Source organism: Kitasatospora sp. NPDC050543 (assembly GCF_044457565.1).
GTDB lineage: Bacteria > Actinomycetota > Actinomycetes > Streptomycetales > Streptomycetaceae > Kitasatospora.
This window is the reverse complement of the sequence record NZ_JBITGZ010000003.1, coordinates 15,907-40,973: the sequence shown is the minus strand read 5'-3', so window position 1 is coordinate 40,973 and position 25,067 is coordinate 15,907. Positions and strand designations below refer to the sequence as shown.

Below are 25,067 nucleotides of genomic sequence, written 5' to 3'. Positions count from 1 at the left end.
CCCTCCCCACCTCAGTCGAAGGAGTCCGCGGATGCGCGTCCGTGACCTGCTCGCCCCCGGAGCCCCGGGACTGCGCCTGCTCGCAGCCGAGGACGAGCTCGACCGCCAGGTCAGCGGTGTCATGACCACGGACCTGCACGACCCCGGCCGCTACCTCCACGGCGGCGAGCTGGTGCTCACCGGCATGCTCTGGCGCACCGGCCCCGAGGACTCCGAGCGCTTCGTACGCACCGTCGTGGCCGGCGGGGCGGTGGCCCTGGCGGCCGGCGAGGCCGAGGTCGGGCCGGTGCCCGACGACCTCGTCGAGGCCTGCCGCCGGCACCGGATGCCGCTGCTGGCGGTGCCCGACGACGTCGCCTTCGCCGCCGTGGCCGAGTTCATCGGCCGGCAGGTCTCCGCCGACCGCGCCGCCGACCTCGCCGCCCTGGTCGACCGCCACCGGCTGCTGGTCTCGGCGGCCGGCGGCGGCGGGCTGGACGCCGTGCTCGACCTGCTCGGCGGCGACCTCGACCTGGACTGCTGGGTGCTCACCCCCACCGGCGCGGTGATCGCCGGGCCCGCCGACCGGCTCTCCGCCGAGGACCGCGACCAGCTGGTCCGCGCCCACCTCGGCGCCCAGCGCCAGCGCCGCCGCCCCCCGCACCGGGCCCGGCTGAGCTCCGGCTCGTACTCGCTGCTGCCCGCCTCCGCCACGCCCGACGCCGAGGCACAGCTCGCCGACTGGGTGCTCGCGGTCGCCGGGGACGTCACCGAGTGGACCGGCAAGCGCCAGCAGCTCGCCGAGAACCTGGCCCGGCTGGTGGCCGCCGAGCGCACCCGCCGCGACGAGGGCCGCCGGCTGCGTCGCCGGATCGCCGACGAGGTGCTGACGCTGCTTCAGCGCGACGCCGACCCGGCCGAGATCAGCCGCGCCCTGTACGCCTCCTCCGCGATGGCCGCCCGCTACGAGGGCGATGAGAAGGCGCAGGGCCCCGAGGGCTCCTGGCTGGTCATCAGCGTCGAGGGGACGGGGCTGCCCGAGGGGGCCGTCCGCTCCGTCCTGGAGGAGGCGCTCACCGAGGCCACCGACCGCGCGCTGGTCGCGTCCGCCGGGACGGGCGCCGTCGTGGTGATGCCCGCGCTCGACACCCCGGTGCCCGCGGACACCCTGCGCGACCTGCTCGCCCCGCTGGAGGCCGGCCTCGGCTCCGAGGGCCGGATCACCCTGGGTGTCTCCGCCCCCGCCCCGGAGGCCGGCGGGCTGCGCGGCGCCCTGGAGGAGGCCCGGCACGCCCGCCGGATCGCCGCCGCCCGGGTGGGCCGGGTCTGCGTGGCCGGCCCCGAGGAGCTGGCCTCGCACGTCCTGCTGCTCGCCGCCGTCCCGGACGAGGTGCGCCGGGCCTTCCGCAGCCGGCTGCTGGACCGCGTCATCGCCTACGACATCGAGCACCAGGCGGACCTGGTCCGCACCCTGGAGGCCTTCCTGCGCTCGGACGGCTCCTGGACCCGCTGCGCCGCCCAGCTGCACGTCCACGTCAACACCCTGCGCTACCGGATCGGCCGGATCGAGGAGCTGACCGGCCGTGACCTCTCCCGCCTGGAGGACCGGGTGGACTTCTACCTGGCGCTGGAACTGGCCTGACGGCGGCCCGGGCCGAGCGAAGGGGCCCGCCGAACCGTGGTGGTTCGGCGGGCCCCTCGGGTGCAGAGGACTACGGCTGGACCGGGATCACACCGGTGATCCACTCGAAGACGCTCGGCACCATCTGCTTCCAGACGTCGCTGGAGTGCGGCCCGGTGGTCTCCACCGGCTGGACGGTGGTCGGGGCCTTGGCGACGTCCTTCATGGCCACCGCGCCCTCGTAGCCGTCACCCTTGTTGCCGCTCATGTACAGCGCGACCTTCGGGGGCTGGGTGGCGTTCTTGAGCATGTTGACGGGGTTGTTGGCGTCGCGCAGCTTCTGGTCCTTGCCGACCAGCGAGTCCGGCTCGGCGGCCGGGTCGTTGTAGCCGGAGAGGCTGACGCCCGCGCGGTAGCGGTTGGGGTGGGCGACGGCCAGCTTGGTCGCGCAGTGCGCACCGGCCGAGTACCCGGCGACGGCCCAGCGGTCGGCGGACGGGTCGGCGCGGAAGTTGTCCAGGATCATCTGCGGGACGTCCCGGCTGAGCCAGGTGTCGGCGTTGACCTTGCCGGCGACGTCGGTGCAGCCGGCGTCCTGGTGGTTGTTCAGCAGCAGGGTGCGCGGCGAGACCAGGATGAAGGGGGCCACCTTGCCCTGCTGCATCAGCGGCTTCAGCTGGTCGGAGACCTTCAGCGTGCCGTACCAGGTGCTGGAGGAGCCCGGGTAGCCCGGGATCAGTTCGACGACCGGGAACTTCTTGTCCTTGAACGCCGGGTCGTTGTACTGCGGCGGGAGCCAGACCAGCACCTCGCCGTCCACGCCGGACAGCTGGCCCTTGAGCTCCGTCCTCTGCACGTCGCCCGGCACCTTGGGGTCGTCCACACCCTTGAACGACTGGAGCACCTTCGCGGGCGGCTTGGCGTCACCGCCGGGCGCCGGGCTGCCGGTGGCCGTCCCCCCGCCCGGCGCCGGGTCCGCCGGCGGGACGGAGGGCACGGCGCGGACGTGGTTGCCGGTGCCGAGCAGGTCGTCCCAGTTGCCGTAGATGAGGTTGGCGTTGTTCACCATGACGAAGACCATCAGCACGGCGGTGACCTGGCAGAACAGGATCATGGCAAGTCTGGACAGGATCCGCACCGGCTCGGGTCCGCGGACCTTGCCCCAGAGCAGCATCGCCACCGCGATGGAGATCGGCACGAGGATCACCGTGCAGACGAAGAATGGCGTACCTGTCAGTTGCATCAAGTTCTCGTATCCGGGTTGCAAGCCGTCCGGGCCCCACTCGCCCGGAACGCACTCCAATGGCATCAGACGGTATGGAACGGCCGGTCGGTTGCCGTCCGAATCTGTGCGGAACCTGAGAGGAACATCACGCTTCCGTGGTGATCCGCTTTCGGGTCGGACATAGTCTGCCACTATGGCGGGCCCGGCCCGCAGCCCCACCCGGCGATCCTCCGGATCGCCCCCGGAGGGGCACGATACCGCCCGGGCGGAGTGCGCCGTCAGGCGAGGCGGTGCAATCGTCCGTGCACGGGCCAGCCAGACTATGCGGATGAGCCATACCCGCTTTCGCCCGTCCCGCCGGCTCCGGCCCGTCTGTGCGGCCCTCGTACTGCTGGCCGCCGTCGCCGGTTGCAGCAGTACCGGAGGCCTGCGCGCCGAGCAGGCGCGCAGCCGCGCCGCGGCCGCCGCCGGCAGCGCCGTCGACACCCCGCGCTGGAAGATCGCCATGGTCACCCACGCCGGTGCCGGCGACGCCTTCTGGGACACCGTCCGCAAGGGCGCCGAGCAGGCCGCCGCGAAGGACAACATCACCCTGCTGTACTCCAACGACGCGCAGACCCAGAACCAGGTCCAGCTCGTCCAGGCCGCCATCGACCAGCGGGTGGACGGCCTGCTGGTCACCCTCGCCAAGGGCGACGCGCTCGGCGACGTGCTCGGCAAGGCCAAGGCGGCCGGCATCCCGGTGATCACCATCAACTCCGGACAGGAGTTCTCCGCCAGGTTCGGCGCCCTCACCCACATCGGCCAGGACGAGGCCACCGCCGGCCAGGCCGCGGGCGCCACGCTCGCCACGCGCGGGCGCAAGAACGTCCTGTGCGTCATCCACGAGCAGGGCAACGTCGGCCAGGAGCAGCGCTGCTCCGGCGCCCAGTCGAAGTTCGGCGGGCCGTTCCAGGTGCTGTACGTGGACGGCGTGAACATGCCCGACGCGCGCGCCGCCATAGCCGCCAAGCTCCAGGCCGACCCGGCCGTGGACACCGTCCTCACCCTCAGCGGCTCGATGGCCGCCACCGGCCTCCAGGCCGTCCAGGACGCCCGCCGCAGCGTCGAGCTCGACACCTTCGACCTCGGTACCCAGGTGGTGAGCGGCCTCAAGTCCGGCAGCGTCGGCTTCGCCGTCGACCAGCAGCCCTATCTCCAGGGCTACGAGGGCGTCGACCTGCTCTGGCTCCACCGCTCCAACCTGGACATGCTCGGCGGCGGCAAGCCCGTGCTGACCGGCCCGCAGATCCTCACCCGCGACAATGCCGACGCACTCGCCGAGTACGTGGCGAGGGGGACCAGGTGAGCGCCGACATCCTCGTCCAGGACCGCCCGGCGGCCCTGCGCCGGGTCTTCGCCCGCCCCGAGGTCGGCTCGCTGATCGCCGCCGGCGCGGTGTTCCTGATCTTCGCGGCCGTTGCCGAACCGTTCCTGCGGCTCTCCTCGCTGGGCACCGTGCTGTACGCGGCCTCGACCATCGGCATCATGGCCGTGCCGGTGTCGCTGCTGATGATCGGCGGCGAGTTCGACCTCTCGGCGGGCGTGCTGGTCACCACCGCCGCGCTCACCTCGTCGATGGTCTCCTACCAGCTCACCGCGGTGACCTGGGTCGGCGTGCTGGTCTCGCTGCTGGTCACGCTTGCCGTCGGCGGCTTCAACGGCTGGATGCTCGGCCGCACCAGGCTGCCCAGCTTCATCGTCACCCTCGGCACCTTCCTGATGCTCACCGGCATCAACCTGGGCGTCACCAAGCTGGTCGCCGGCACCGTCACCACCAAGTCGATCTCCGACATGGAGGGCTTCGAGGCCTGCCGCCGGCTGTTCGCCTCCGAGCTCACCGTCGGCGGGCTGACGATCAAGGCGACGGTCTGGTGGTGGCTCGGCCTGCTGGCCGTCGGCAGCTGGGTGCTGCTGCGCACCCGCTTCGGCAACTGGATCTTCGCGGTCGGCGGCGACGCGGCCGCGGCGCGGGCGGTCGGCGTGCCCGTCGCCCGTACGAAGACGCTGCTCTACCTGGGCGTCGGCTTCTGCGCCTGGGTGCTCGGCCAGCACCTGCTGTTCTCCTTCGACACCGTGCAGTCCGGTGAGGGCATCGGCAACGAGCTGATCTACATCGTCGCAGCCGTCATCGGCGGCTGCCTGATCACCGGCGGCTACGGCTCGGTGGCCGGGTCCGCGCTCGGCGCCCTGATCTTCGGCATGACCAGCAAGGGCATCGTGTACGCGCAGTGGAACCCGGACTGGTTCAAGTTCTTCCTCGGGGCGATGCTGCTGCTCGCCGCGTTGCTGAACTCCTGGGTCAAGCGCCGTGCCGAACGGGGGCCGCGATGAGCGGGATGTCGATGAGCGAGCCACCGGTGAGCGAGCCACGGGGTAAGGGGACGACGATGGCGGACGGGACGACGGCGGTGGACGGGGCGACGGCGAACGGGACGGCGGCCGATGCGCTGCTGACCCTGACCGGCGTCGGCAAGACGTACGGCTCGGTGCGCGCCCTGCAGGATGTCTCGCTCACCCTGCGCGCCGGCGAGATCAGCTGCGTGCTGGGCGACAACGGGGCCGGCAAGTCCACCCTGATCAAGATCATTGCCGGGCTGCACCAGCACGACGAGGGCAGCTACGCCATCGGCGGCGAGCACGTGCGGCTGGACTCCCCGCGCCAGGCCCTGGACCGCGGCATCGCCACCGTCTACCAGGACCTCGCCGTGGTGCCGCTGATGCCCGTGTGGCGCAACTTCTTCCTCGGCTCCGAACGGGGCACCAGACGGTGGGGCCGGCTCGGCCCGCTGCGCCTGGACGCCGACGGCATGCGCGCCACCACCCGCGAGGCGCTGCTGCGGATGGGGATCGACCTGCACGACGTCGACCGGCCCATCGGCACCCTCTCCGGCGGCCAGCGCCAGTGCGTCGCCATCGCCAGGGCGGTCCACTTCGGCGCGAAGGTGTTGATCCTGGACGAGCCGACGGCCGCGCTGGGCGTCAAGCAGTCCGGCGTGGTGCTCAAGTACGTCACCGCCGCCCGCGACGCCGGGCTCGGCGTCGTGCTGATCACCCACAACCCGCACCACGCCTATCTGGTCGGCGACCACTTCACCCTGCTCAAAAGAGGGAGGATGGCCGGGAGCCACCCGCGCGGGGAGATCAGCCTCGAAGAGCTCACCACGGAGATGGCGGGCGGCTCCGACCTCGACGAGCTCAGCCACGAGCTCGCCCGTACCGACGAGCCCCGTACCGACGGGCCCCGCACGCGCGGGCCCCGCACGCGCGGGCCCCGCACGTACGGGCCCGGCACGCGCGGGCCCGGCGCGGACGGGCCCGGCACCGATCCGAAGGAGCGTCCGACGCAGTGACCAGTCCCTCAGCCAACGCCAGGCCCGCGGGCCTGCCCACGCTGCTCGGCCTCGGACCACGCGCCGAGCGGCGCCGGCGGGCCCTGCCAGCGAGCATCCTGCGGTTGCCGACGATCGGCATCGACATCGGCGGCACCAAGGTGGTCGCGGGCGTCGTGGACGGCGAGGGCAGGATCCTGGAGAAGCTGCGCACCGACACCCCGGACAAGAGCAAGTCCCCCCGGGTGGTCGAGGACGTCATCGTGGACCTCGTGCTCACCCTCGCCGACCGGCACGACGTGCACGCGGTGGGCATCGGCGCGGCCGGCTGGGTGGACGCCGAACGCTCGCGGGTGCTCTTCGCCCCGCACCTCAACTGGCGCAACGAGCCGCTCCAGCAGGCACTCAGCGAGCGGCTGCGGTTCCCGGTGATCGTCGAGAACGACGCCAACGCGGCCGCCTGGGCCGAGTGGCGCTTCGGCGCGGGGCGCGGCGAGGACCTGATGGTGATGCTGACGCTGGGCACCGGCATCGGCGGCGCCGTGGTCCGCGACGGGTACGTGGACCGGGGCAAGTACGGGCTGGCCGGCGAGTTCGGCCACATGCAGGTGGTGCCCGGCGGTCACCGCTGCCCGTGCGGCAACCGGGGCTGCTGGGAGCAGTACTCCTCGGGCAACGCGCTGGTGAGGGACGCCCGGGAGCTGGTCGCCGAGGAGTCCCCGGTGGTCCAGCCGCTGCTGGCGCTGGCCGGCGGCACGGCCGAGGGCATCACCGGCCCGCTGGTCACCGAGGCCGCGCGCGGCGGCGACCCGGTGGCCACCGAGCTGCTCTACGAGGTCGGAACCTGGCTGGGCGTGGGGATCGCCAACCTGGCCGCCGCGCTCGACCCGGGCCGCTTCGTGATCGGCGGCGGCGTCTCGGAGGCCGGCGACCTGCTGGTCGGGCCGGCCCGCAGCGCCTTCCGGCGCACCCTCACCGGCCGGGGCTTCAGGCCGGAGGCGACCATCGCACACGCCGCCCTGGGCAACGAGGCCGGCCTGGTCGGCGCCGCCGACCTGGCCCGGCAGGTCGCCCGCCGGTTCCGGACCATCAAGCGCCACCGGGTGGAGCGGGCTGCTGTTTAGTCAGGCGCCCGCTCGCCTCCGGGGCGCGCCGCTCTAAGGGGCGCCCGCTCGCCTCCGGGGCGCGCCGCTCTAAGGGGCGCCCGCTCGCCTCCGGGGCGCTCTGGTCCGGTGCCGACGGTCGGCGCTCCCGCGTTCGCTTCGCTCTCTTCCTCGCTTCTCCCTTTCGGCACCGGCGCGCCCCTTCGGCTCGGGGCGCGGGCGGCGGGGGTGAAGGTCAAGACGCGGGGGCGGGGGTGGCGAGCGACTCTGGCGCGCGGACGCGTGCCTCCGGGGTGGCTACCGGACGGTAGGGCCGGAGGCACTGTTGTCCCGCTCATGCCTCCTGTGAAACAACGGAGCTGACGCCGTCTCAGGAGGCCCCGTATGAGAGCTCTGGCCCGACTCGCCCCGCCGCTGCTGCTCGCCACCGCGCTGGTCTGTGCCACCGTCGGCCCGGCGGGTGCGAGTGCCTTACCACCGCCCAAGGTGCCCGAGGCCGTCGGCTACGGCGGAGCGGTGGCCAGCGTGGACGCGGACGCCACCGCGGCCGGCATCGAGGTGCTGCGCCGGGGCGGCAACGCGGTGGACGCCGCCGTCGCCACCGCCGCCGCGCTCGGTGTCACCGAGCCGTACTCGGCGGGCATCGGCGGCGGCGGGTACTTCGTCCACTACGACGTGGCCACCGGCCGGGTCTCCACCCTGGACGGCCGGGAGACGGCCTCCCGAAGCGCCGACCAGAACCTCTTCCTGGAGAACGGCAAGCCGCTGCCCTTCAACGACGCCGTGACCAGCGGTCTCTCGGTCGGCGTCCCCGGCACCTCCGCGACCTGGGAGAAGGCCCTCCAGCTCTGGGGCACCCGCTCGCTCGGTGAGGTGCTGAAGCCCGCCGAGCGGATCGCCGACCAGGGCTTCACCGTCGACCAGACCTTCCAGGACCAGACCGTCGCCAACCAGGACCGCTTCAAGGACTTCCCGGCCACCGCCGCGTTGTTCCTGCCCGGCGGTCGGCCGCCCGCCGTCGGCTCCACCCTGCGCAACCCCGACCTCGCCGCCACCTACCGCGAACTCGGCGACCAGGGCACCCAGGCGCTCTACCGGGGCCCGATCGGCGCGGACATCGTCCGTACCGTCCAGCAGCCGCCGGTGGACCCCGGCTCCGGGCGGTCGGCCCGCCCCGGCAAGGTGGACGCCGCGGACCTGGCGGCCTACCAGGTCAGCCACCAGCGGCCCACCCACGTCGCCTACCGCGACTACGACGTGTACGGCATCGCGCCCTCCAGCTCGGGCGGCACCACCACCGGCGAGGCGCTCGGGATCCTGGAGGACACCGAGCTCTCCCGGGCCGACTCCACCCAGTACTACCACCGGTTCCTGGAGTCCAGCCGGATCGCCTTCGCCGACCGCAACCGCTGGGTGGGCGACCCGCGCTTCTTCGACGTCCCCACCGCGCAGCTGCTCTCACCGCGCTTCGCGCAGGCCCGCGCCTGCCTGATCAGCCCCGACCACGCGCTGACCAGCCCGCTCGCCCCGGGCGACCCGCGACACCCGGCCGACTGCGCGAGCGAGGGCCCGGCCGTCGCCGAGAGCTACGAGGGGACGAGCACCACCCACCTGACCGTTGCCGACCGCTGGGGCAACATCGTCTCGTACACCTTGACCATCGAGCAGACCGGCGGCAGCGGCATCACCGTGCCCGGGCGGGGCTTCCTGCTCAACAACGAGCTGACGGACTTCTCCTTCACGCCCGTCACCCCCGGGGTGCCCGACCCCAACCTGCCCGGGCCCGGCAAGCGCCCGCGCTCCTCGCTCTCGCCGACCATCGTGCTGCGTGACGGCGAGCCGCTGCTGGCGGCGGGCTCGCCCGGCGGGGCGACGATCATCACCACGGTGCTCCAGGTGCTGCTCGGGCGGCTGGACCGGGGGCTGAGCCTGGAGCAGGCCATCGCCGCGCCCCGGGCCAGCCAGCGCAACAACGCCCTCACCCAGGCCGAGCCGGCCTTCCTGGCGCTGCCGGAGCGGGCGAGGCTGGAGGCCCTCGGGCACGCCTTCGCCTCCACCCCCGAGATCGGGGCCGCGACCGGGGTCGAGCGGCTGCCGGACGGCCGGTGGGCCGCGGCGGCCGAGCCGGTGCGGCGCGGCGGTGGATCGGCGGCGGTGGTCAGGCCGGTCGGCTGAGGCTGCTGCCCGAGGCCGAGGGCTGAGGCCCGCTGATTGTCAGTGCCGGGCGGTAGATTCGGGGTGGGCGTCCGCAGGGGCGTCCACCCCGCTTTCGTACCACCGCACCCCCGTCCGTACCTCCACGCTCCGTCCGCTCCACGCCCTCGTCCGCACCACCCGGGAAGGCCGCCCGCCGTGACCGTCCGCATCGCCACCTGGAACATCAACTCCGTCACCGCGCGGCTGCCCAAGCTGCTGGAATGGCTGGAGAGCGCCAAGCCGGACGTGCTCTGCCTCCAGGAGCTCAAGTGCTCCGCCGACGCCTTCCCGTACGACGAGGTCCGCGCGCTCGGCTACGAGACGGCCGCGCACGGTACCGGCCGGTGGAACGGCGTCGCCATCCTCTCCCGCCTGGGCCTGGACGACGTGCTGCGCGGCCTGCCCGACCAGCCGGGCTACCTCGCCGACGACGCCATGCTGGCGGACGTCGAGCCCCGCGCCATCGCGGCGACCTGCGGGCCCGTCCGGGTCTGGTCGGTGTACGTGCCCAACGGCCGCGAGGTCGACCACGCGCACTACCGCTACAAGCTGGAGTGGCTGGCCGCGCTGCGGGCCGCCGCCCTGGAGGACGCGGCGGGCGAGCGGCCGTTCGCCGTCCTCGGCGACTTCAACATCGCCCCCACGGACGAGGACGTCTTCGACCCGGCGGCCTTCGTGGGCCTCACCCATGTCACCCCGGTCGAGCGCGCGGCGCTGGAGAGCCTCAAGGAGGCCGGCCTCGCGGACATCATGCCGCGCGCCCTGAAGTACGACCGCCCCTACACCTACTGGGACTACCGCCAGCTGGCCTTCCCCAAGAACCGTGGCATGCGGATCGACCTCACCTACGGCAACAAGCCCTTCGCGGACGCGGTCACCGACAGCTACGTGGACCGCGAGGCCCGCAAGGGCAAGGGCACGTCGGACCACGCCCCGGTGGTGGTGGACCTCGACCTCTGAGCTCCGGGCTCTCACCTCTGCGCCTGCGCTGCCGGGGCCGGTGGCCGTGTCCGGGGCCGGCCGTCGCGGGCCCGGTTGCATCCGGCCCGCGGCGGGGGTGGTCTGGTGCCATGACCGAGCGAGCGGGCGTGGCTGAAGGGCGGCCGGGGCCGCTTGCGCCGCCGCAGTGGCTCACCCGGACGCTGCACGTACAGCCGCTACCGGTGCCCAGGGCCGCGGCCGCCCGGGCCGCGGTCGGGATGGCGCTGCCGGTCGCGGTCGGGGCCGCCACCGGGCAGATCGCCTCGGGCGCGCTGGTGTCGATGGGCGCGCTCGGAGCCGTCATCGGTGACACCGCGGACGCCTACCGGCTGCGGGTGCTGCACATCGGCGTGCCGCAGCTGGTCGGCGCGGCCGGCCTCGCGCTCGGCGAGCGGGTGTACGGGCACGGCTGGGCGGCCGTCGCCGCGCTGACCGCCCTGGCGCTGGTTGCCGGGATGATCAGCACGATCGGCGCGGTCGCCTCCGCCGCCGGGCTCAGCCTGATGCTGCTGGCCATCATCGGCGCCGGCCTGCCGATGCCCACGCCCTGGTGGCGCGGCCCCGCACTGGTCCTGCTGGGCACCCTGCTGGTGCTGGCCATGGCCCTGCTCGCCTGGCCGCGACGCGCCCGGGTACCCGAGCGGTCCGCGGTCGCGGCCGCGTACCGGGTCACGGCGGAGCTGCTGGCCGCGGCCGGCACCGAGCGCTGGGAGCAGGCCCGAGCGCCCGTCACCCAGAGCCTCAACCACGCCTACGACCTGCTGTTGGGCCGCCGCGCCGTGGCGCCCGGCCGAAGCCGCGGCATGTCCCGCCTGGTCGCGTTGCTCAACGCCGTGACGGTGCTGCTGGAGGCCGCGCCCGCCGTCCAGGCCGCCGGCCGCCCGCTGCCGCCGCACATCCCGCAGGAGGTACGGGCGATCGCGGACGCCGTCGAGGGCGGCCCCGCTCCGCCGGACACCGTGCCACCGCTGCCCGCCGACCCGGCGGAACGCGCGGTGGAGGCCGCCGTCCGGCACGCGCGCGAGGTGCTGGCGGGCGCCCACTGGCACGCCGACCGGCTCGGCCGGCCGCCCGCGTTGCCCGCCCGGCTGCGCTCGCTGGCCCACGACCTGCTGCTCACCGGCAACCCCTGGCGTCAGGGCGTGCGGCTCGCCCTGTGCGTCGGGCTCGCCCAGGCGCTGGTCTCGCTGGTGCCCGTACCCCGCTCGTACTGGGTGCCGCTGACCGTGGTGCTGGTACTGAAACCCGACTTCGGCTCGGTCTTCTCGCGTGCGGTGCTGCGCTCGATCGGCACGGCCGCCGGCCTGGTGGTGGCGGCCGTCGCCCTCGCCGTGGTGCCGCGCGGCGGCTGGGAGGTGCCGGTCGTCGCGGTGCTGGCGGCCGCGCTGCCGGTGGTGTCCCGGCGCAACTACGCGTTGCAGACCGCGGTGATCACCCCGCTGATCCTGATCTTCACCGACCTGCTCGGCCATCAGGGCGTCCGCCTGGTCGCCCCGCGGATGCTGGACGACCTGATCGGCTGCGCGATCGTGCTCCTGGCCGGGTACGCGCTGTGGCCGGAGAGCTGGCACACCCGGGTCGGCGCCCGGTTGGCGGCCGCCGTGGACGACACCGCCCGCTATGTGGAGTGCGCCTTCGCGCCCGCTCCCGGCAGCGCCGGAGCCTGGTCCGCCACCGGTCCAGGCCGGCCCGCCGGCGGCACGGCTCCCGGTGCCGTCGGTGGAGGCAGCGCCGGAAGCCCCCTGGGAACCGCCGCCTCCGCCGCCGACCAGGCCGCGCGGGCCAGGTTGCGCCGACGGGTGTACCGCGACGTCTCGGTGGTCCGGACGGAGTTCCAGCGGGCCCTGGGAGAGCCGCCGCCGGTGGGTGCCCGGGCAGCCGCCTGGTGGCCGCTGCTGGTCGCCGTGGAGCGGGTGATCGAGGCGACCACCGCGGCTGCCGTCCATGCCGTCCACGGCGCGCCCGCGCCGGCGCCCGCCGAGACCGCCCGGATCGCCGCGGAGCTGCGCGAGCTCACCCACGCGATCCGTACCGGCACCCCGCTGCCGCCCACCGAGCCGGGCCGAGAGCGCGGTGGCGAAGCCAGCGGCCACGGCGGGGACGGGGGCGGTGACGACGGAGCCCCGGTGCTGGCGGCGCTGCACCGCGAGGTCCGCGCCGCCCACGCGGTGCTGACCGGCCCCGCCGGGGGCCCGCCGCCGGCCGACGGCAGGTGACGGCCGTGCCGGCGCGGCGGCGACGTCGGCAAGGAGGACGGCACCACGGTGGGTCACCTCGGTCCCCCGGACGGCCCTGCGCGGTCGCCGCCGGGGCCCGCCGCGCCTAGCGTCGTGGGTGACTGGGTGTAGTTGATCGTTCACGTGGACGGCACCGTCCCCGGCTGCGCCCGAGAATCCTGGAGGTCCCGGCATGCGCCCCACGCGTACCGCCGCAGCGGCCCTGATAGGCGCGACTGCACTGATCGGCCTCACCGCCCCGAGCGCGCTGGCCAAGGACGGTGAGCGGGCTTCGGTCAGCCCGTCCCAGGCAGCGCCCGGCCAGACCGTCACCGTCTCGGTCTCCTGCGGGAGCACCACCGCGAAGACCATCACCGCCAGCTCGCCGGCCTTCGAGGGCGGCCCGGCCACCCTGACCCTCGGCTCGGACGGCCGGCACACCGGCTCCGCCCGGCTGGCCGGCAAGTCCTCCGGCGACGAGAAGGTCGACGGCCAGTGTCCCGACGGGGTCACCTTCTCCACCACCGTCACCGTGACCACGGCCGCGGCCTCGCTGCCGGCCACCGCGACCCCCGGCGGCGCGCTCGACGAGTGGAGCAAGGCCGCGGGCGAGTGGGCCGGCGGCGCGATCGGCCAGCCGGCCTCCGGTCAGGAGGGTCCGCACGGGGCCGTGGAGACCGGCCTCGGCGGCTCGGTGGCGAGCAGTCCGGCCGAGCTCACGGCCGGTGCGCTGCTGGTCGCCTCCGGTATCGGCGGCTTCTGGCTGCTGCGCCGGCGCGGCGGCACCGGATCCGCCTGAGGCCGCTCCGGCAGCCCCCTGCCCGCGCATCGCACCGCCCGGCGCCGTCGGACCACCCGGTCCGGCGGCGCCGGGGCGGTGGCGGGCGGTGTCGTCAGGCGGTGGCCGGTTCGACGGCGCCCTGATCCTCGTCCTCGTCCTGGTAGGCCTTGAGCGTGCCGCTGGCCAGCAGGTACTGGGCCAGGATGTACGTCGCCATGATCCAGAAGTGGTGTGCGGGCAGCTCCCGCCACTTGGCCAGCTGGGTGGCGATCAGCGTGTCCGAGAGCAGGAACAGCGCCCCGCCCAGGCCGGTACGCCACCCCAGACCGGCCGAGCTCACCGCGGTCGAGGTGAGCAGCAGACTGTAGCCCGCGACCGGGATCTGCAGGTCGCCCAGGCCCGGCCAGAGCTGGCTGATCATGGTCGCCCAGGCCGCCGCGTACGCGGCCGCGAGCAGGGCGGTCCGCCGCCGGTCGGTCAGTGCCCCGCGCTGGACGAACATCGTCACGTAGCAGACGTGCGCGGCCGCGAAGGAGCCCATGCCGGCCAGGAACGCGGGGTCGTTGCCGAGCTGGAGCAGCACGTCGCCGCCGGCGCTCAGCAGCAGCGCGGGGGCCAGCAGCTTGGGCGCCCGCTCGGTGGCCGCGACGCTGTGCGCGGCCAGCAGCGGCATCAGCGCGGGCTTGGTGGCGTGCCGGAGCGCGGGGGTGTCGGTCAGCAGCGCGCCGAGGTGGGCGGCCGAGGTGGCGGCGAAGCCGGTGAGCAGGCCGCGAGCGGCGCGCAGCCGGCCGCCGACGGCGCTGCGGGTGGTGGTGCTGAGGCTCATGCGGCGTTGCCCTCCGGGCGGTCGGGGCGTACCGGCTGCCAGCCGGGGCCCTTGGTGAGATGGCGTACCCGGTCGCGCCAGCTGTCGGCGGCGGCCAGGTCGCGGGCGATCGAGACGTACTCGTGGGTGGCCACCCGCAGCGGGCTGAAGGTGGCCAGATTCTTCGTCAGTCCGTACACGGGCCGGGTGGTCTCCGGCGTGAAGGAGCCGAACAGGCGGTCCCAGACGATCAGGATGCCGCCGAAGTTGCGGTCCAGGTAGCCGCCCTGCGAGGCGTGGTGGACGCGGTGGTGCGAGGGGGTGTTGAAGACGGACTCGACGGGGCGCGGGAGCCGGCCGATCCGCTCGGTGTGGATCCAGAACTGGTACACCAGGTTGACCGAGAAGCAGAAGGCCAGGGCGGCGGGGTGCACACCGGCCAGGATCATCGGGACGTAGAAGACCCAGCTGGTGGCGCTGGTCCAGGGCTGGCGCAGTGCGGTGGAGAGGTTGTAGTGCCGGCTGGAGTGGTGCACCACGTGACAGGCCCACAGGATCCGGACCACGTGGTGGCCGCGGTGCGACCAGTAGTAGCAGAAGTCCTGCGCCAGCAGCATCAGCGGCAGCGTCCACCAGAGCACGGGCACCCGAAGCGGCGTCAACTCGTACAGGGCCGTGTAGAGGGCCACCACCGGGATCTTCCACAGCGCGTCGAAGAGCAGGCTGCCGGCGCCCATGCTGAGGCTGGTGGCGGTGTCCCGGGCGGCGTAGCCCTGCTCGTCCCCGTCCGGACGGAACCGGAAGGAGAGCATCTCCAGGACGGTGAGCAGCACGAACGCGGGTATCGACCACAGGACGACATCGGGCAGGTTCGGCATGTCCGGCACCCTAGGCGACGGCGGGGCGGCGGGGGAAGGGGTTGTTACCCGCGCGTAGCCACCGACGTCCGGTGCCGGCCGACGGTGGGCCGGCGGGCGCGCCCGTGGCGGCGGGCGGCGGGTGGGTGACGGCCCCGGCCGGCGAGCCTCGGCCGCCGGGTGGGCCGGGAGCCGGGTGGGCCGGAGGCTGCGGGCGGGGTGTCCGGACAATTCACCGCGTCACCCGGTTGCTGCCACGGGGCCACTCGGCCACCGTCTAATCTGGTTCACGACATGAAGCAGCAGGAGTACGCGACCGGCATCCAGTGGGTGCCGGGCGGCACGTCCGACGGACGTGAGGGCGGGGCGCGGCGGGGGACCACCGACGCCTGCCTCGCCGTGCGCGCGACCCGTCCTGACGATGTGCCCGGCCAGCTGCGGCCAACGGCTTCGGGCGGCACCGGCGGCTCGCACGGGGGCTTCGTGGCCGCTCACGCGCCCACGCTCCCGCCGGTCGGCCCGGCGCAGGCCGGGGCCGCCGCGCCCGCGCCGCCGCCGGCCGGCTCCGAGACCTCGCCCGACCCCGGACTGCTGCGGCTGGCGGGCTGGTTCGCCGCCGCCGCGCCGCAGACCGCCCACGACCTGTTCACCGCCGCCTTCGGCCTGTACGGCGCCCGGCACTTCTCGGTCGTCGCCGCCCCCGAGGCCGACCACCACGGCGCGCCCTGCGCCCCGGCCGAGGTCAGCTGGTGGCACGGCCCGACCGCCCACGCCTCCCTGTCCGTACGGACCGGTGAGCCCCGCCCGCCGCGCGGCCTGCGCCGGGCCCGGCGCACCGCCGCCGTACCGGCCGTCCCCGGCGCGGGGCCCGCCACGGTGGCCGGGCGCCCGGGCAAGCACCGCAGGCCCGAACCCGCCCGGGCCGCCGCGGCCCCGCAGGACCGCTCCGCCACCGCCGAACGCCGGATCGCCGCCCGGCTGCTGCTCGCCCACCCGCTGGTCACGGCGGCCGGCCCGCACGGCGACGGGTTCCCGCTGATCCGCCGTCACCGCGACTGGCTGACGGAACGGTTCGCGGCCCTGCTCGGTTACCGCCTGGTGGTCGGCCCCTGGCACGCCCGGCTCCGCAAGGCCGGCCTCGGCCCCGGTGGCGGCCGCCGCCTGGAGCGACCGGACACCGGAGCACCGTTCACCCCGGCCGGGTACGCCCAGCTGGCCCTCGCGCTGGCCGTGTTGGTGGACGCGCCCGAGCAGCTCCCGCTCGGCCGGCTCACGGCCGCCGTCCGCGCCGCCGCCGCACCCACGGTCGCCCCGGCGGCGTCCGACGCCGACCTCGCCGCCGCGCTGCGGGTGCTGGCCGACTGGCAGGTCCTCAGCGGCCCGGTACCGGACACCACGGACCCGGCCGCCGTCCTGACGGTCGACCGGGAGCTGGCCCGCGCGGTGCCGGCCGGCCCGCCGGCACTCGCCGCCGACACCGAGGACCTGATCCGCCGAGCCGCCGAGGGCACCCCGGAGGTCGTGGTACGCCGCCTGCTCGCCGAGAACCCGGTCGTGCTGGCCGAGGATCTGAGCGCCGAGCAGCGCGCCTGGCTGCCCGCACACCGGCTCGGCGCGGCCCACGCCCTCGCCGAGTTCCTCGGCCTGGAGCCGGAGCTGCGGGCCGAGGGCGTCGCGCTGCTCGACCCGGCCGGCGAACTCACCGACCTCGCGCTGACCGGCACCGGCACCCTGACCCGGGCCGCGCTGCTGCTGGTGGAGCGCCTGGTCGAGGAGCTGCGCCCGCTGCCCGGCGAGTGCCCGGGCGCCGGCGTACCGATACCCGACGCCCTGATAGACGGAGCCCTCGGCGACATCGCTGACGAGTACGGCCTGACGGCCGGCTGGGGCCGGGACTACCTCGCCGACCGGACGGCGCTGCGCCGCGGCGCGCTGGACCTGCTGCACCGGATGAGCCTGATCACCCCCGCCCCGCGCGGGACCTTCCCCCCGGGCTGGCTGCTTCGTGCCCCCGCGGCCCGCTACGCGCCACAGGCCGAGCTGCTGCCCGCCCCGGGCACCGGCCGCCACTCGCGTCCGGACCGCCCCGGCGACGACCCGGCGCCGGCCCACGCTCCGGCACCGGCCGCCGCCCTCGTCCCGGCCCAGGCCCGGGCGCCCCACGCGGACAGCCGGAGCCAGCAGGAACTACCGGCCTGAGGCGGCGCCGCGCGGTCACCGGCCGGCCGGGAGAGGCCGGTCAGCGGGTCGCGGTGGCGATCGCGACGGTGCCCTGTCTGACGCTCTCCACGGTCGCCGCGACGCCGAGGGTGCCGAGCACGACCGAGGCGGCGACGGCGGTGCAGGCGAGGAACCGGCGGTGGCGCTTGGGCAGCGGGAAGCGCGGTTCCTGGGAGATGGCCGGAGGTCGGGCGTTCATGCCGGTGAGCATTCCAGCGCGGTCTTAACGGGAGCTACGGGTGGGTGAAGTCTGGACGGGGTCCGGACGTCGAGACGTCTGCGCAGGTCGCCGGGGTGCGGGAGCGGCATGCCGGGCAGGGCTGCCGCCCCCGGGGCGGTCAGGCGCCGATCGGCGGCGCGGCCGAGGGGGTGTCGCGATCGGGCGGCAGCAGGGCCGCCGGTACGCCGGGCAGGCCCGCCGGGTGGCCCGTCTCGTACGGGGTGAGCACCAGCCGCACCACGTCCTCCAGCCGGCGGCGGGCGTCCCCGAGGGTCGTGCGGCCGGTCACCCAGGCCGTCAGCTCGCCCTGCCAGGCGTGGCCGACGATGTGCCGTACGAGATCGCTCGCGGCCGGCGGCACCTCCGCCATCACCGCCTGGAGCGCCGCGCTGTCGGCCCGGGCCATGCCCTGGAGGGTCTCGCTGGCGAACGGGTCGGTGGAGGCGGCCACCGCCACCCGCAGCCGGGCCAGCTGGGGCTGGCGCTGGTAGGCCCGCATGCCGTGGCGGACGAAGCGCACCACCCGGTCCGTTGCCCCCAGCCCGGCACGTGGCCCGCGCAGCTCCGCCACCACGTCGGCCAGCAGCAGCCGGTGCCACTCGGCGATCGCGGCGGCCAGCAGATGATCCTTGGAGGAGAAGTAGCGGTACGCCGTCCCCAGGGCGACTCCGGACCGCTCGCAGACCTGCTTCATCTGCAACCGTTCGACGCCGATCTCGTTCACCAGGGCGAGCGCGGCCGCGATCAGGCTCTGGCGGCGTTCGAGCTGACGGGGGGACATCGCCTCCACCGGCCGTGGTGACAGGTCAACCTTGGTCACCCGCACCATGATACGGCTCAGGGCGTTGCGGGAGTATGACGTCCGGGCAGCTTACCGACCGAGCGGGCGGGCCGCCGAGCGGTCCGGCGCGGTTGCGCGCGGTCCGCCCGGCGCCGGGCCGGTCCCGGGCCGGGCCTCAGGCGGGCCCGGGGTGGGGGCGGCGGTCGCGCACCAGCGCCTCCTGGACGGCGGAGGCCACCAGCAGGCCGTCCCGGTTGTAGAACTCGCCGTGGGACAGGCCGCGTCCGTCGCCGGCCGAGGGGCTGCGCTGGGCGAACAGCAGCCACTCGTCGGCCCGGAACGGGCGGTGGAACCACATCGCGTGATCCAGCGAGGCCAGCACGATCGTGGCCGGCTCGGTGCGCTGGAAGCGGTGCGGTTGCAGGTGCAGCGTGGCGGTCGAGGCGAGGGTGAGGTCCGACAGGTAGGTGAGCGCGCAGACCTGGAGCAGCGGGTCGTCCTCGGGCAGCGGGGTGCCCGTCCGCAGCCAGACGAACTGCTGGGGTACGCCGGGTACTTCGGGCGGCAGGCCGGGTGCGTCCGGCGGGATGAACCGCAGGTCAAGGGTGCGGAAGCCGCCCGCCTTGGCGTAGTCCTCCGGGTCCGTCCGCTCCCAGAGCAGGAAGGGGTCGGGCAACTCCTCGGGGCCCGGCACCGGCGGCATGGTGCGCTGGCGGCCGTCGTCCTGCTCCGGGTGTTTGAAGGAGGCGGAGAGCGTGAAGATCGCCTCGCCGCGCTGGAGGGCCGTCACCCGGCGGGTGGCGTAGGTGAGCCCGTCGCGGATCCGGTCCACCTCGTAGCTGATCGGGCGGGCCGGGTCGCCGGGGCGCAGGAAGTAGCCGTGCAGCGAGTGCACGAGCCGTCCGCCGCCGATGGTTCGGCCTGCGGCGGTCAGCGCCTGTGCGGCCACCTGCCCGCCGAACGCCCGGGTCGGTGCGCCGGCGTGGCACCAGCCGAGGAACATGTTCTCGTCCAGCTGCTCGATCCGCAGCAGATCGGCGAACGGGCCGATGGTCGCGCGGTCCGCGCCGGCTGCCTGCGCGTCCTGTTCGGTGGCTTCTCTCACGCGCTCATAGTGGCAGACCACGCCCGGGCGGCGATGTGACCTGGGTTACTGTCGGGTTGCCGAATATAGAACTCGTTCTCATTCGCCGCCGCCCGTCATGGCCGCCCGCTGCGGCCCGGCCGCGACGGGCGGCGCCTCGGGTCTGGCCTCAGACGGTCACGCCGTCGTCCTCGGCCGCGGCGCTCGCGCCGGGCGTGGCCGGGGTGGCGGCGATCGGGCCGACCTCGGGGACGAGCAGCTCCGGGCCGCCGGGCACCGCGGCGGCCGCGCGCCACCACAGCTTCAGCGCCGGTGGGGCGGCCGGCTCGAAGGGCCTGCCCGGGCGCGGCACGGTCACTGTCGCGCCGAGCGCCTGCGCCGCGGCGACGACCCGCTCGGCGGGCTCCTCCCACGGGTGCGGGGCGAGGTTGAAGGTGCACCAGTGGATCGGCAGCAGCACCTCGCCGCTCACGTCCAGGTGTGCCCGCACGCCCTCCTCCGGCGTCATGTGCACCTCGGGCCAGAACCGGCTGTACGCACCGACCTGCATCATCGTCGCGTCGAACGGGCCGAGCCGGCGGCCGATCTCGGCGAAGCCGGGGAAGTACCCGGTGTCGCCGCTGTGGAAGACCCGGTGCTCGGGCCCGGCGACCACCCAGGAGGCCCAGAGGAAGAGCGCGCTGGTGCGCGGGCCCCGGCTGCAGTAGTGGCGGGCGGGGGTGGCCGTCAGGGTCAGCCCCGCGACCTGGGCCGACTCCCACCAGTCCAGCTCCACGATCCTCCCGGCGGGTACTCCCCAGTGCTCCAGGTGCGCGCCGACGCCCAGCGGGACGGCGAAGACGGCGCCGGTGGCGTTCAGTTCGCGCACCGTGGCCATGTCGAGGTGGTCGTAGTGGTCGTGCGAGACCACCACGACGTCGACCGGGCCGAGTTCGCCCAGCGGGATCGGGGCGGGGTGCAGCCGCTTGGGGCCCGTCCATCCGAACGGCGAGCAGCGCTCGCCCCAGACCGGGTCGAACAGCACCCGGCGGCCGTCCAGCTCGGCGAGCACGGTGGCGTGGCCCAGCCAGGTCAGCCGCAGGCCGGAGGCCGGGGGCTGCGCCAGCTCGGCGGGCCGCAGCCGGTGCAGCGGCACGGCCGCGGCCGGCGCCCGGCGCGCCCGGTGGGCGGTGAGCTGTTCGCGGGTGACCTCCAGCGGGCTGCGCTCGTAGACGATGCGCCGGGTCGGTACGGGATTGCGGAAGGCGCCGTCGGCGAACTGCGGCGAGCGGTGGATGCGGGCCAGCCGGGCGCCCCTGGGCTCGGCCCCGAAGGCGTCCGTCCGGACCCGGTGCCAGGTGGCGCGCGGCAGGCCGGTCAGGCCGGGGGGAGACGTGAGGCCGATGACGCGGGAGTACCAGGGGACGGAGCTGGGCACGGCACCTCCAAGGACGGGACCACCCGGTCCGCATGAACGGAAGTCGTCGTACGGCCCGGGCGGGCCCGGGGTACGTAGCGGCTTCTGCCCACCTGACGCGGAACGAATACCGGCATGCCGAGGTGTGTACGGAGCCGGCCTGGGCCGTCAAGGTACGACAACCATCTTGTCGGACCTTACCGGTCGGGGTGCGCCCGGACATGGCGGGACGGCGCGCGGCACGCCGAACGGCGTACCGCGCGCCGTCCCGGGTGGGTCAGGCGTGCAGGAACCGGGTGATCGTCTCCGCGACGCAGTGCGGCTTGGCGCTCTCCGCGCTGCTTATGGTGAACCGCACCACGGCCTGGACACCGCCCGGCACCTCCGTCGCCGAGACCAGCTCGGCCGTCGCCCGCACGGCGGTACCGACCGGCAGCGGCGCGGGGAAGCGGACCTTCTCGGAGCCGTAGTTCAGCGCCATCCGCACGCCCTCGACGCCGTAGCACTCCTTGGCGAGCACCGGGATCAGCGAGAGGGTCAGGTAGCCGTGTGCGATGGTCGAGCCGAAGGGGCTCTCCTTGGCGCGCGCCGGGTCGACGTGGATCCACTGGTGGTCGCCGGTGGCCTCGGCGAACAGGTTCACCCGCGCCTGGTCGATGGTGTGCCACTCGCTGGTGCCGAGCTCGGAGCCGACGGCGGCGGTCAGGTCGGCGAGCGAGGCGAAGGTCGTCAAGGTGCGCTCCTGGGGCGGCAGAGGTGGCCCGGTGGGGGAGTGGAGTCCGTGCCTGGGCAGAGTATGCCCACTCGTCCGTCCGCTGTCAGGGGTGCTGGAGCTCGCTCAGGGGTGCCCAACCGGGGCGGGAGGGCCGGACCCGGGCGGCCCGGCCCCGGTCGGGAGAGCCGTGTCCCGGTCAGGAGGGCCGGGCCTCGCGGCCGGGCGCGGCCAGCAGCCGGCCGGTGACCAGCTCGGGGGTGATCGCCACGAACATCGGCTCGGCCTCGCCCACCCAGCAGCGCGGGCCCTGGCGCAGCAGCCGCTCGTGCAGCACCGGGTCGGTGACCACCTCCGCCCGCCCGCGCACCAGGACACTCCAGCCCGTCCGGGAGGCCGGGTCCAGCCGGTCCGCCTGGAACGCGGCGACCGTGTCGTCCAGGGCGCGTGAGACGGTGCCGCCCCGGCGCAGCGCCAGCAGCAGCCGCCCGTCGGCGTCGACCTCGAAGGCCACCGGCAGCACGGCGGGCAGCGCGTGAGCGGTGTACACCACCCGCCCCACGGGCACGGTGGCGAGCAGGTGCAGGCACTCGGCCTCGCTGAGGGTCTCCACCCGGGGGTCGAGGTCACGGTCGCGGTCCATGCGTCCGATGGTGCGCCGCCGCCCGGGCCGTCCACCAGGGCCCATGGTCCCTGACCTGCCGCCCCCGCCCACCGGGCGGCGCGGGCCGCCGGCCGGCCGCTCCGCGAGCCCCGGCGCCGCCGTTCGGGCGGCCTCGCTGGTCACGGTTGTGTCCAGCGGCGGTCCGGCGCGCGGCGCGGCGGTAGCTTGTCGGCGGTACGGGGCACACCGTACGCGGTACGGCACAGCGGTCCGCGGTACACCGGGGGCCGGCAAGGAGGGGGTGTGCGGATGGTCAGTGGGGTCGACCTCGTGGTGATCGGGGCGGACGGCGGGCCCGAGCGCAGCTACGGCGGCTCGGCGCTGGCGGCGGCGGGGGCGCAGCTGCTGGCCGGGGCGCTGCCGGGCAGCTGCTTCGACGCCGGCGCGGCCGGCTGCCGGGTCAGCGTGGTGGAGCCGGACGCCGACGCCAACACCATGCTCACGGTGCTGCGCGAGGCCGCGCGCCGGCGCGGCCGCTGGCTGGTGGTCTGCCTGCTCGGCCAGCTGGTCACCGACCCGAAGGCCCGCCGCCTCGCCCTGGTGACCGGGGGCAGCACGCCCGACAACGCCTACCGGCGCGGGCTGGCCTGGGACTGGGTGGTCAGCGCGATGGTCCACGGCGACCAGGAGGAGACCCTGCTGCTGGTCGACGCCGTCGCCGACCGGGACACCTGGGCGGCCCTGGAACGCGGTGGCGAGGACGGCATCGGTGAGCTGCTCAGCTACTCCCGGGTGCCGCTCTGGGGGCGGGTGGCCAGATACGCCCCTGGGCGGCGCGGGCGCGACGCCGTACTGCCAGGGGGCGAGGGCTCGTTCAGCTGGGCGCTGGCCAGGGTGCTGGAGCACGGGGTGCCCGGCGCCCCCGCCGCGGTCGGGCCGCTGGAGCTGCAACCGGCCGTCGCGGCGCAGCTGGAGTGCGGCGAGCTGGCGGCCGGTGCGAGCGGGGCGCGGCTGCTGGTACCGCCGCAGGGCGGGCGGTTGTTGATGCGCAATCGGGCGGCCGTGCGGGGCGCATTGGCCGGATTGTCGCTTTCTGAAGAACTGTTGGCCGTTCTGTGGCGGGAAAGTGCCCCGACGGATCCGCCTTCCGCGTAAGGTCAGGGGGCCCAAGGTGTTGCCGTGCTGGGCTGGGTTGGCGAAGAATCGATGCCCTCGCGGCAAGTCGGCGGGGCGGCGGATTTCTTCTGGCGACCACGGATCACCGATGGTTCGGTCGCGACGAGGTGGGGCGATGCGGCAGCGCGGAATTGTGTTGCGCCCGGGGGCGGTTGGGGTTGGTGGGGCGGTATTGGTGGTGCTGCTGAGCTCCTGCGCGAGCAGTGGTGGCGCCGGTTCCGCTGATCGGCTCGGGACCTCCGCGCCCAGTGTTGCGACAGTGACTCCAGTACCTCCTTCGGGTGGTTCCGGTGCGGATCGCACCGCCCCCACGGACGGCCCCGAAGGGGCGGTCGCCCGAGTGGTGCTGAGGTCGTATCAGGACTGGTGGCAGGCCAGGATCGGGGCGTACGCGCACCCGGCGGCCGACACCGGAATCCTCGCCGGCCGCTCCGCCGGCCAGGCCCAGGCGGAGGCTCTCACCAACCTGCACAGGCTGATTGAGGCCAATCTTGTGATGAGCGGTTCGCCGCGGAACAGCGCGGTGGTGAAGTCCCTCGATCTGCGCGCCGCACCCCGGACGGCGGAGATCGAGGATTGTGTGGACATCACGGACTGGCACCAGGTGGATGCGAAGACCGGAGCGCTGAAAGATCCGGAGCAGAGGCTGACCCGCTACGTCCTTTCGGTCGCTCTCCGGGAGGACAACAATGGCTGGCTGGTCACCCGTAGCAATCGTCTGACGGAGAAGACATGCTGACCAAATCCCAGCGGGTGGCGGTTCGTTCGGTAACGGCCGTGCTGATCTCACTCGGCCTGGCCGCGCCGGCCGCAGCCGACGGCGGCCCGGGAAGCGACGTGTACCCCTGCGCCAATGCCGATATCTGCGTCGTCGCCACCAAACCGGGCGGCAGCTCGACCACCACACCACCGCCCGGCGGCGGCAGCGGTGGCGGGGGCGCGGGAGGCGGCGGCACCGGGAAGTGCTTCGCGTACGGGGCGGAGGTCCCGTGCTGGAGCGACGACCTCGGCTGGTACAGCGAGCCCTGCTACTACAAGGCCGCCAGCCCGCAGCCGCCGGCCTCCGACCCGGCGTGGGCGGGCAACGACCCGGCCAAGGGCGCCCTGTACTCCGTCACCTGCCGTGAACCACCGGCCGGCCTGGGCATCCCCAGGCTGGAGTTCTTCGCCCAGCCGCCGGTCGGGCCGGCCCCGGTCACCCCCCAGACCCTCCAGGAGCAGGCGCTGACCGACATGGCGGGGCTGGTGGCGGCCAGGCCGGTGCCGCGGACGGCGCCGACGGGGCAGCCCGTGGTCGGGGTTCCGGTCTGGCTCTGGTACGAGACCCCCGGTCAGGCCACCCCGCCGGCACCGGTCCGCGCCAGCGTCCCCGGGATCGTCGTCACGGCCACCGCCGAGCTGGTGAGCGCCGACTGGGACATGGGGGACCACGCCCCCGGCCAGCCGCACTGCCTCGTCCCCGGTACGCCCTACCAGGCCGGCCGCACCGGGCCCTCACCGGACTGCGGCTACACCTACACCAGGTCGGCGGCCGGGCAGCCCGAGGGCGCCTTCTACCCGACCGTGACCCTGCACTGGAAGATCACCGCCAAGGTGACCGAAGGTCCGACGGGCACCCCCGTCAGGGAGAAGACGGTGGACAAGACCAGCAACGAGTTCGAGCTGCGGGTCGCCGAGGTCCAGGTGCTCAACTGACCCTCGGCGCAGCAGATCCACGACCGACGTACGAAAGGCCGAAG

The 25,067-nt window shown here is 74.6% G+C and carries 22 protein-coding genes; 13 read left to right on the top strand and 9 right to left on the bottom strand.

All coding sequences use genetic code 11. The annotated features are described in order from the left end of the window. Nucleotides 1-31 precede the first annotated feature (31 nt). The gene (locus ACIBH3_RS04570) at nucleotides 32-1,621 is read left to right on the top strand and encodes a PucR family transcriptional regulator (RefSeq protein WP_396310387.1); all 1,590 of its coding nucleotides are present in this window, start codon (nucleotides 32-34) and stop codon (nucleotides 1,619-1,621) included. A 70-nt stretch (nucleotides 1,622-1,691) separates the two neighbouring features. Here ACIBH3_RS04570 and ACIBH3_RS04565 read toward each other — a convergent pair whose 3' ends face one another. Continuing rightward, on the bottom strand, nucleotides 1,692-2,843 hold the full coding sequence (locus ACIBH3_RS04565; RefSeq protein ID WP_396310386.1) for an alpha/beta hydrolase: 1,152 nt from the start codon (nucleotides 2,841-2,843) through the stop codon (nucleotides 1,692-1,694). 310 nt (nucleotides 2,844-3,153) lie between these two features. Between ACIBH3_RS04565 and ACIBH3_RS04560 the strand changes: the two genes are divergently transcribed. The 8 genes from ACIBH3_RS04560 (at nucleotide 3,154) to ACIBH3_RS04525 (ending at nucleotide 13,491) form a co-directional block, all read left to right on the top strand. Further along, nucleotides 3,154-4,173 (top strand): substrate-binding domain-containing protein, encoded by a 1,020-nt coding sequence (locus ACIBH3_RS04560; protein WP_396310385.1) that lies wholly within the window; start codon nucleotides 3,154-3,156, stop codon nucleotides 4,171-4,173. After that, on the top strand, nucleotides 4,170-5,198 hold the full coding sequence (locus ACIBH3_RS04555) for an ABC transporter permease (RefSeq protein WP_396310384.1): 1,029 nt from the start codon (nucleotides 4,170-4,172) through the stop codon (nucleotides 5,196-5,198). Before ACIBH3_RS04560 ends, ACIBH3_RS04555 begins: the two co-directional genes overlap by 4 nt. A gap of 56 nt (nucleotides 5,199-5,254) precedes the next feature. Beyond that, nucleotides 5,255-6,217, top strand: a complete 963-nt coding sequence (locus tag ACIBH3_RS04550; protein WP_396310664.1) for an ATP-binding cassette domain-containing protein — start codon at nucleotides 5,255-5,257, stop codon at nucleotides 6,215-6,217. Nucleotides 6,218-6,258: 41 nt separating this feature from the next. Further along, the gene (locus tag ACIBH3_RS04545; protein ID WP_396310663.1) at nucleotides 6,259-7,320 is read left to right on the top strand and encodes an ROK family glucokinase; all 1,062 of its coding nucleotides are present in this window, start codon (nucleotides 6,259-6,261) and stop codon (nucleotides 7,318-7,320) included. A gap of 363 nt (nucleotides 7,321-7,683) precedes the next feature. Beyond that, nucleotides 7,684-9,474 carry a gamma-glutamyltransferase gene (gene ggt, locus ACIBH3_RS04540; protein WP_396310383.1) on the top strand — a complete coding sequence of 597 codons (1,791 nt, stop codon included), beginning with the start codon at nucleotides 7,684-7,686 and terminating at the stop codon, nucleotides 9,472-9,474. A 177-nt stretch (nucleotides 9,475-9,651) separates the two neighbouring features. Next, a complete protein-coding gene (locus tag ACIBH3_RS04535; RefSeq protein ID WP_396310382.1) occupies nucleotides 9,652-10,455 on the top strand; it encodes an exodeoxyribonuclease III in 804 nt (267 codons plus the stop codon). A 110-nt stretch (nucleotides 10,456-10,565) separates the two neighbouring features. Further along, nucleotides 10,566-12,692 carry an FUSC family protein gene (locus ACIBH3_RS04530; RefSeq protein ID WP_396310381.1) on the top strand — a complete coding sequence of 709 codons (2,127 nt, stop codon included), beginning with the start codon at nucleotides 10,566-10,568 and terminating at the stop codon, nucleotides 12,690-12,692. Nucleotides 12,693-12,885: 193 nt separating this feature from the next. After that, nucleotides 12,886-13,491 (top strand): hypothetical protein, encoded by a 606-nt coding sequence (locus ACIBH3_RS04525; RefSeq protein WP_396310380.1) that lies wholly within the window; start codon nucleotides 12,886-12,888, stop codon nucleotides 13,489-13,491. 94 nt (nucleotides 13,492-13,585) lie between these two features. Here the strand turns inward: ACIBH3_RS04525 and ACIBH3_RS04520 are convergent, their stop codons facing one another. Together ACIBH3_RS04520 and ACIBH3_RS04515 are read right to left on the bottom strand one after the other, a co-directional pair. After that, nucleotides 13,586-14,299 carry a lysoplasmalogenase gene (locus ACIBH3_RS04520; RefSeq protein ID WP_396310379.1) on the bottom strand — a complete coding sequence of 238 codons (714 nt, stop codon included), beginning with the start codon at nucleotides 14,297-14,299 and terminating at the stop codon, nucleotides 13,586-13,588. Beyond that, nucleotides 14,296-15,156, bottom strand: a complete 861-nt coding sequence (locus tag ACIBH3_RS04515; RefSeq protein WP_396310378.1) for a sterol desaturase family protein — start codon at nucleotides 15,154-15,156, stop codon at nucleotides 14,296-14,298. The genes ACIBH3_RS04520 and ACIBH3_RS04515 overlap by 4 nt, the downstream gene beginning before the upstream one ends. 273 nt (nucleotides 15,157-15,429) lie before the next feature. On the opposite strand from ACIBH3_RS04515, the gene ACIBH3_RS04510 reads away from it, so the two are divergent. Beyond that, nucleotides 15,430-17,334: a DUF2398 family protein gene (locus tag ACIBH3_RS04510; protein WP_396310377.1), complete on the top strand. Its 1,905-nt coding sequence runs from the start codon at nucleotides 15,430-15,432 to the stop codon at nucleotides 17,332-17,334. Nucleotides 17,335-17,374: 40 nt separating this feature from the next. On the opposite strand, the gene ACIBH3_RS04505 is transcribed toward ACIBH3_RS04510, so the two are convergent. The 6 genes from ACIBH3_RS04505 to ACIBH3_RS04480 all read right to left on the bottom strand — a co-directional run bounded on the left by ACIBH3_RS04505 (nucleotide 17,375) and on the right by ACIBH3_RS04480 (nucleotide 22,191). After that, entirely contained in the window at nucleotides 17,375-17,554 is a 180-nt protein-coding gene (locus tag ACIBH3_RS04505; protein WP_396310376.1) for a hypothetical protein, read from the bottom strand. 139 nt (nucleotides 17,555-17,693) lie between these two features. Next, nucleotides 17,694-18,395 carry a TetR/AcrR family transcriptional regulator gene (locus tag ACIBH3_RS04500; RefSeq protein ID WP_396310375.1) on the bottom strand — a complete coding sequence of 234 codons (702 nt, stop codon included), beginning with the start codon at nucleotides 18,393-18,395 and terminating at the stop codon, nucleotides 17,694-17,696. 136 nt (nucleotides 18,396-18,531) lie between these two features. Further along, a complete protein-coding gene (locus tag ACIBH3_RS04495; RefSeq protein WP_396310374.1) occupies nucleotides 18,532-19,461 on the bottom strand; it encodes an acyl-CoA thioesterase in 930 nt (309 codons plus the stop codon). 148 nt (nucleotides 19,462-19,609) lie between these two features. After that, nucleotides 19,610-20,800: an MBL fold metallo-hydrolase gene (locus ACIBH3_RS04490; protein WP_396310662.1), complete on the bottom strand. Its 1,191-nt coding sequence runs from the start codon at nucleotides 20,798-20,800 to the stop codon at nucleotides 19,610-19,612. Between the two features lie 313 nt (nucleotides 20,801-21,113). Next, a complete protein-coding gene (locus ACIBH3_RS04485) occupies nucleotides 21,114-21,569 on the bottom strand; it encodes a MaoC family dehydratase (protein WP_396310373.1) in 456 nt (151 codons plus the stop codon). A 178-nt stretch (nucleotides 21,570-21,747) separates the two neighbouring features. After that, nucleotides 21,748-22,191: a pyridoxamine 5'-phosphate oxidase family protein gene (locus ACIBH3_RS04480; protein WP_396310372.1), complete on the bottom strand. Its 444-nt coding sequence runs from the start codon at nucleotides 22,189-22,191 to the stop codon at nucleotides 21,748-21,750. Nucleotides 22,192-22,455: 264 nt separating this feature from the next. Here ACIBH3_RS04480 and ACIBH3_RS04475 point away from each other — a divergent pair, with 264 nt between their 5' ends. The 3 genes from ACIBH3_RS04475 (at nucleotide 22,456) to ACIBH3_RS04465 (ending at nucleotide 25,023) form a co-directional block, all read left to right on the top strand. Beyond that, entirely contained in the window at nucleotides 22,456-23,307 is an 852-nt protein-coding gene (locus tag ACIBH3_RS04475; RefSeq protein ID WP_396310371.1) for a hypothetical protein, read from the top strand. A gap of 361 nt (nucleotides 23,308-23,668) precedes the next feature. Next, nucleotides 23,669-24,067, top strand: a complete 399-nt coding sequence (locus tag ACIBH3_RS04470; protein ID WP_396310370.1) for a hypothetical protein — start codon at nucleotides 23,669-23,671, stop codon at nucleotides 24,065-24,067. Continuing rightward, complete coding sequence (locus ACIBH3_RS04465; RefSeq protein WP_396310369.1) at nucleotides 24,061-25,023, top strand: hypothetical protein; 963 nt, start codon at nucleotides 24,061-24,063, stop codon at nucleotides 25,021-25,023. Before ACIBH3_RS04470 ends, ACIBH3_RS04465 begins: the two co-directional genes overlap by 7 nt. Nucleotides 25,024-25,067: the final 44 nt, after the last annotated feature.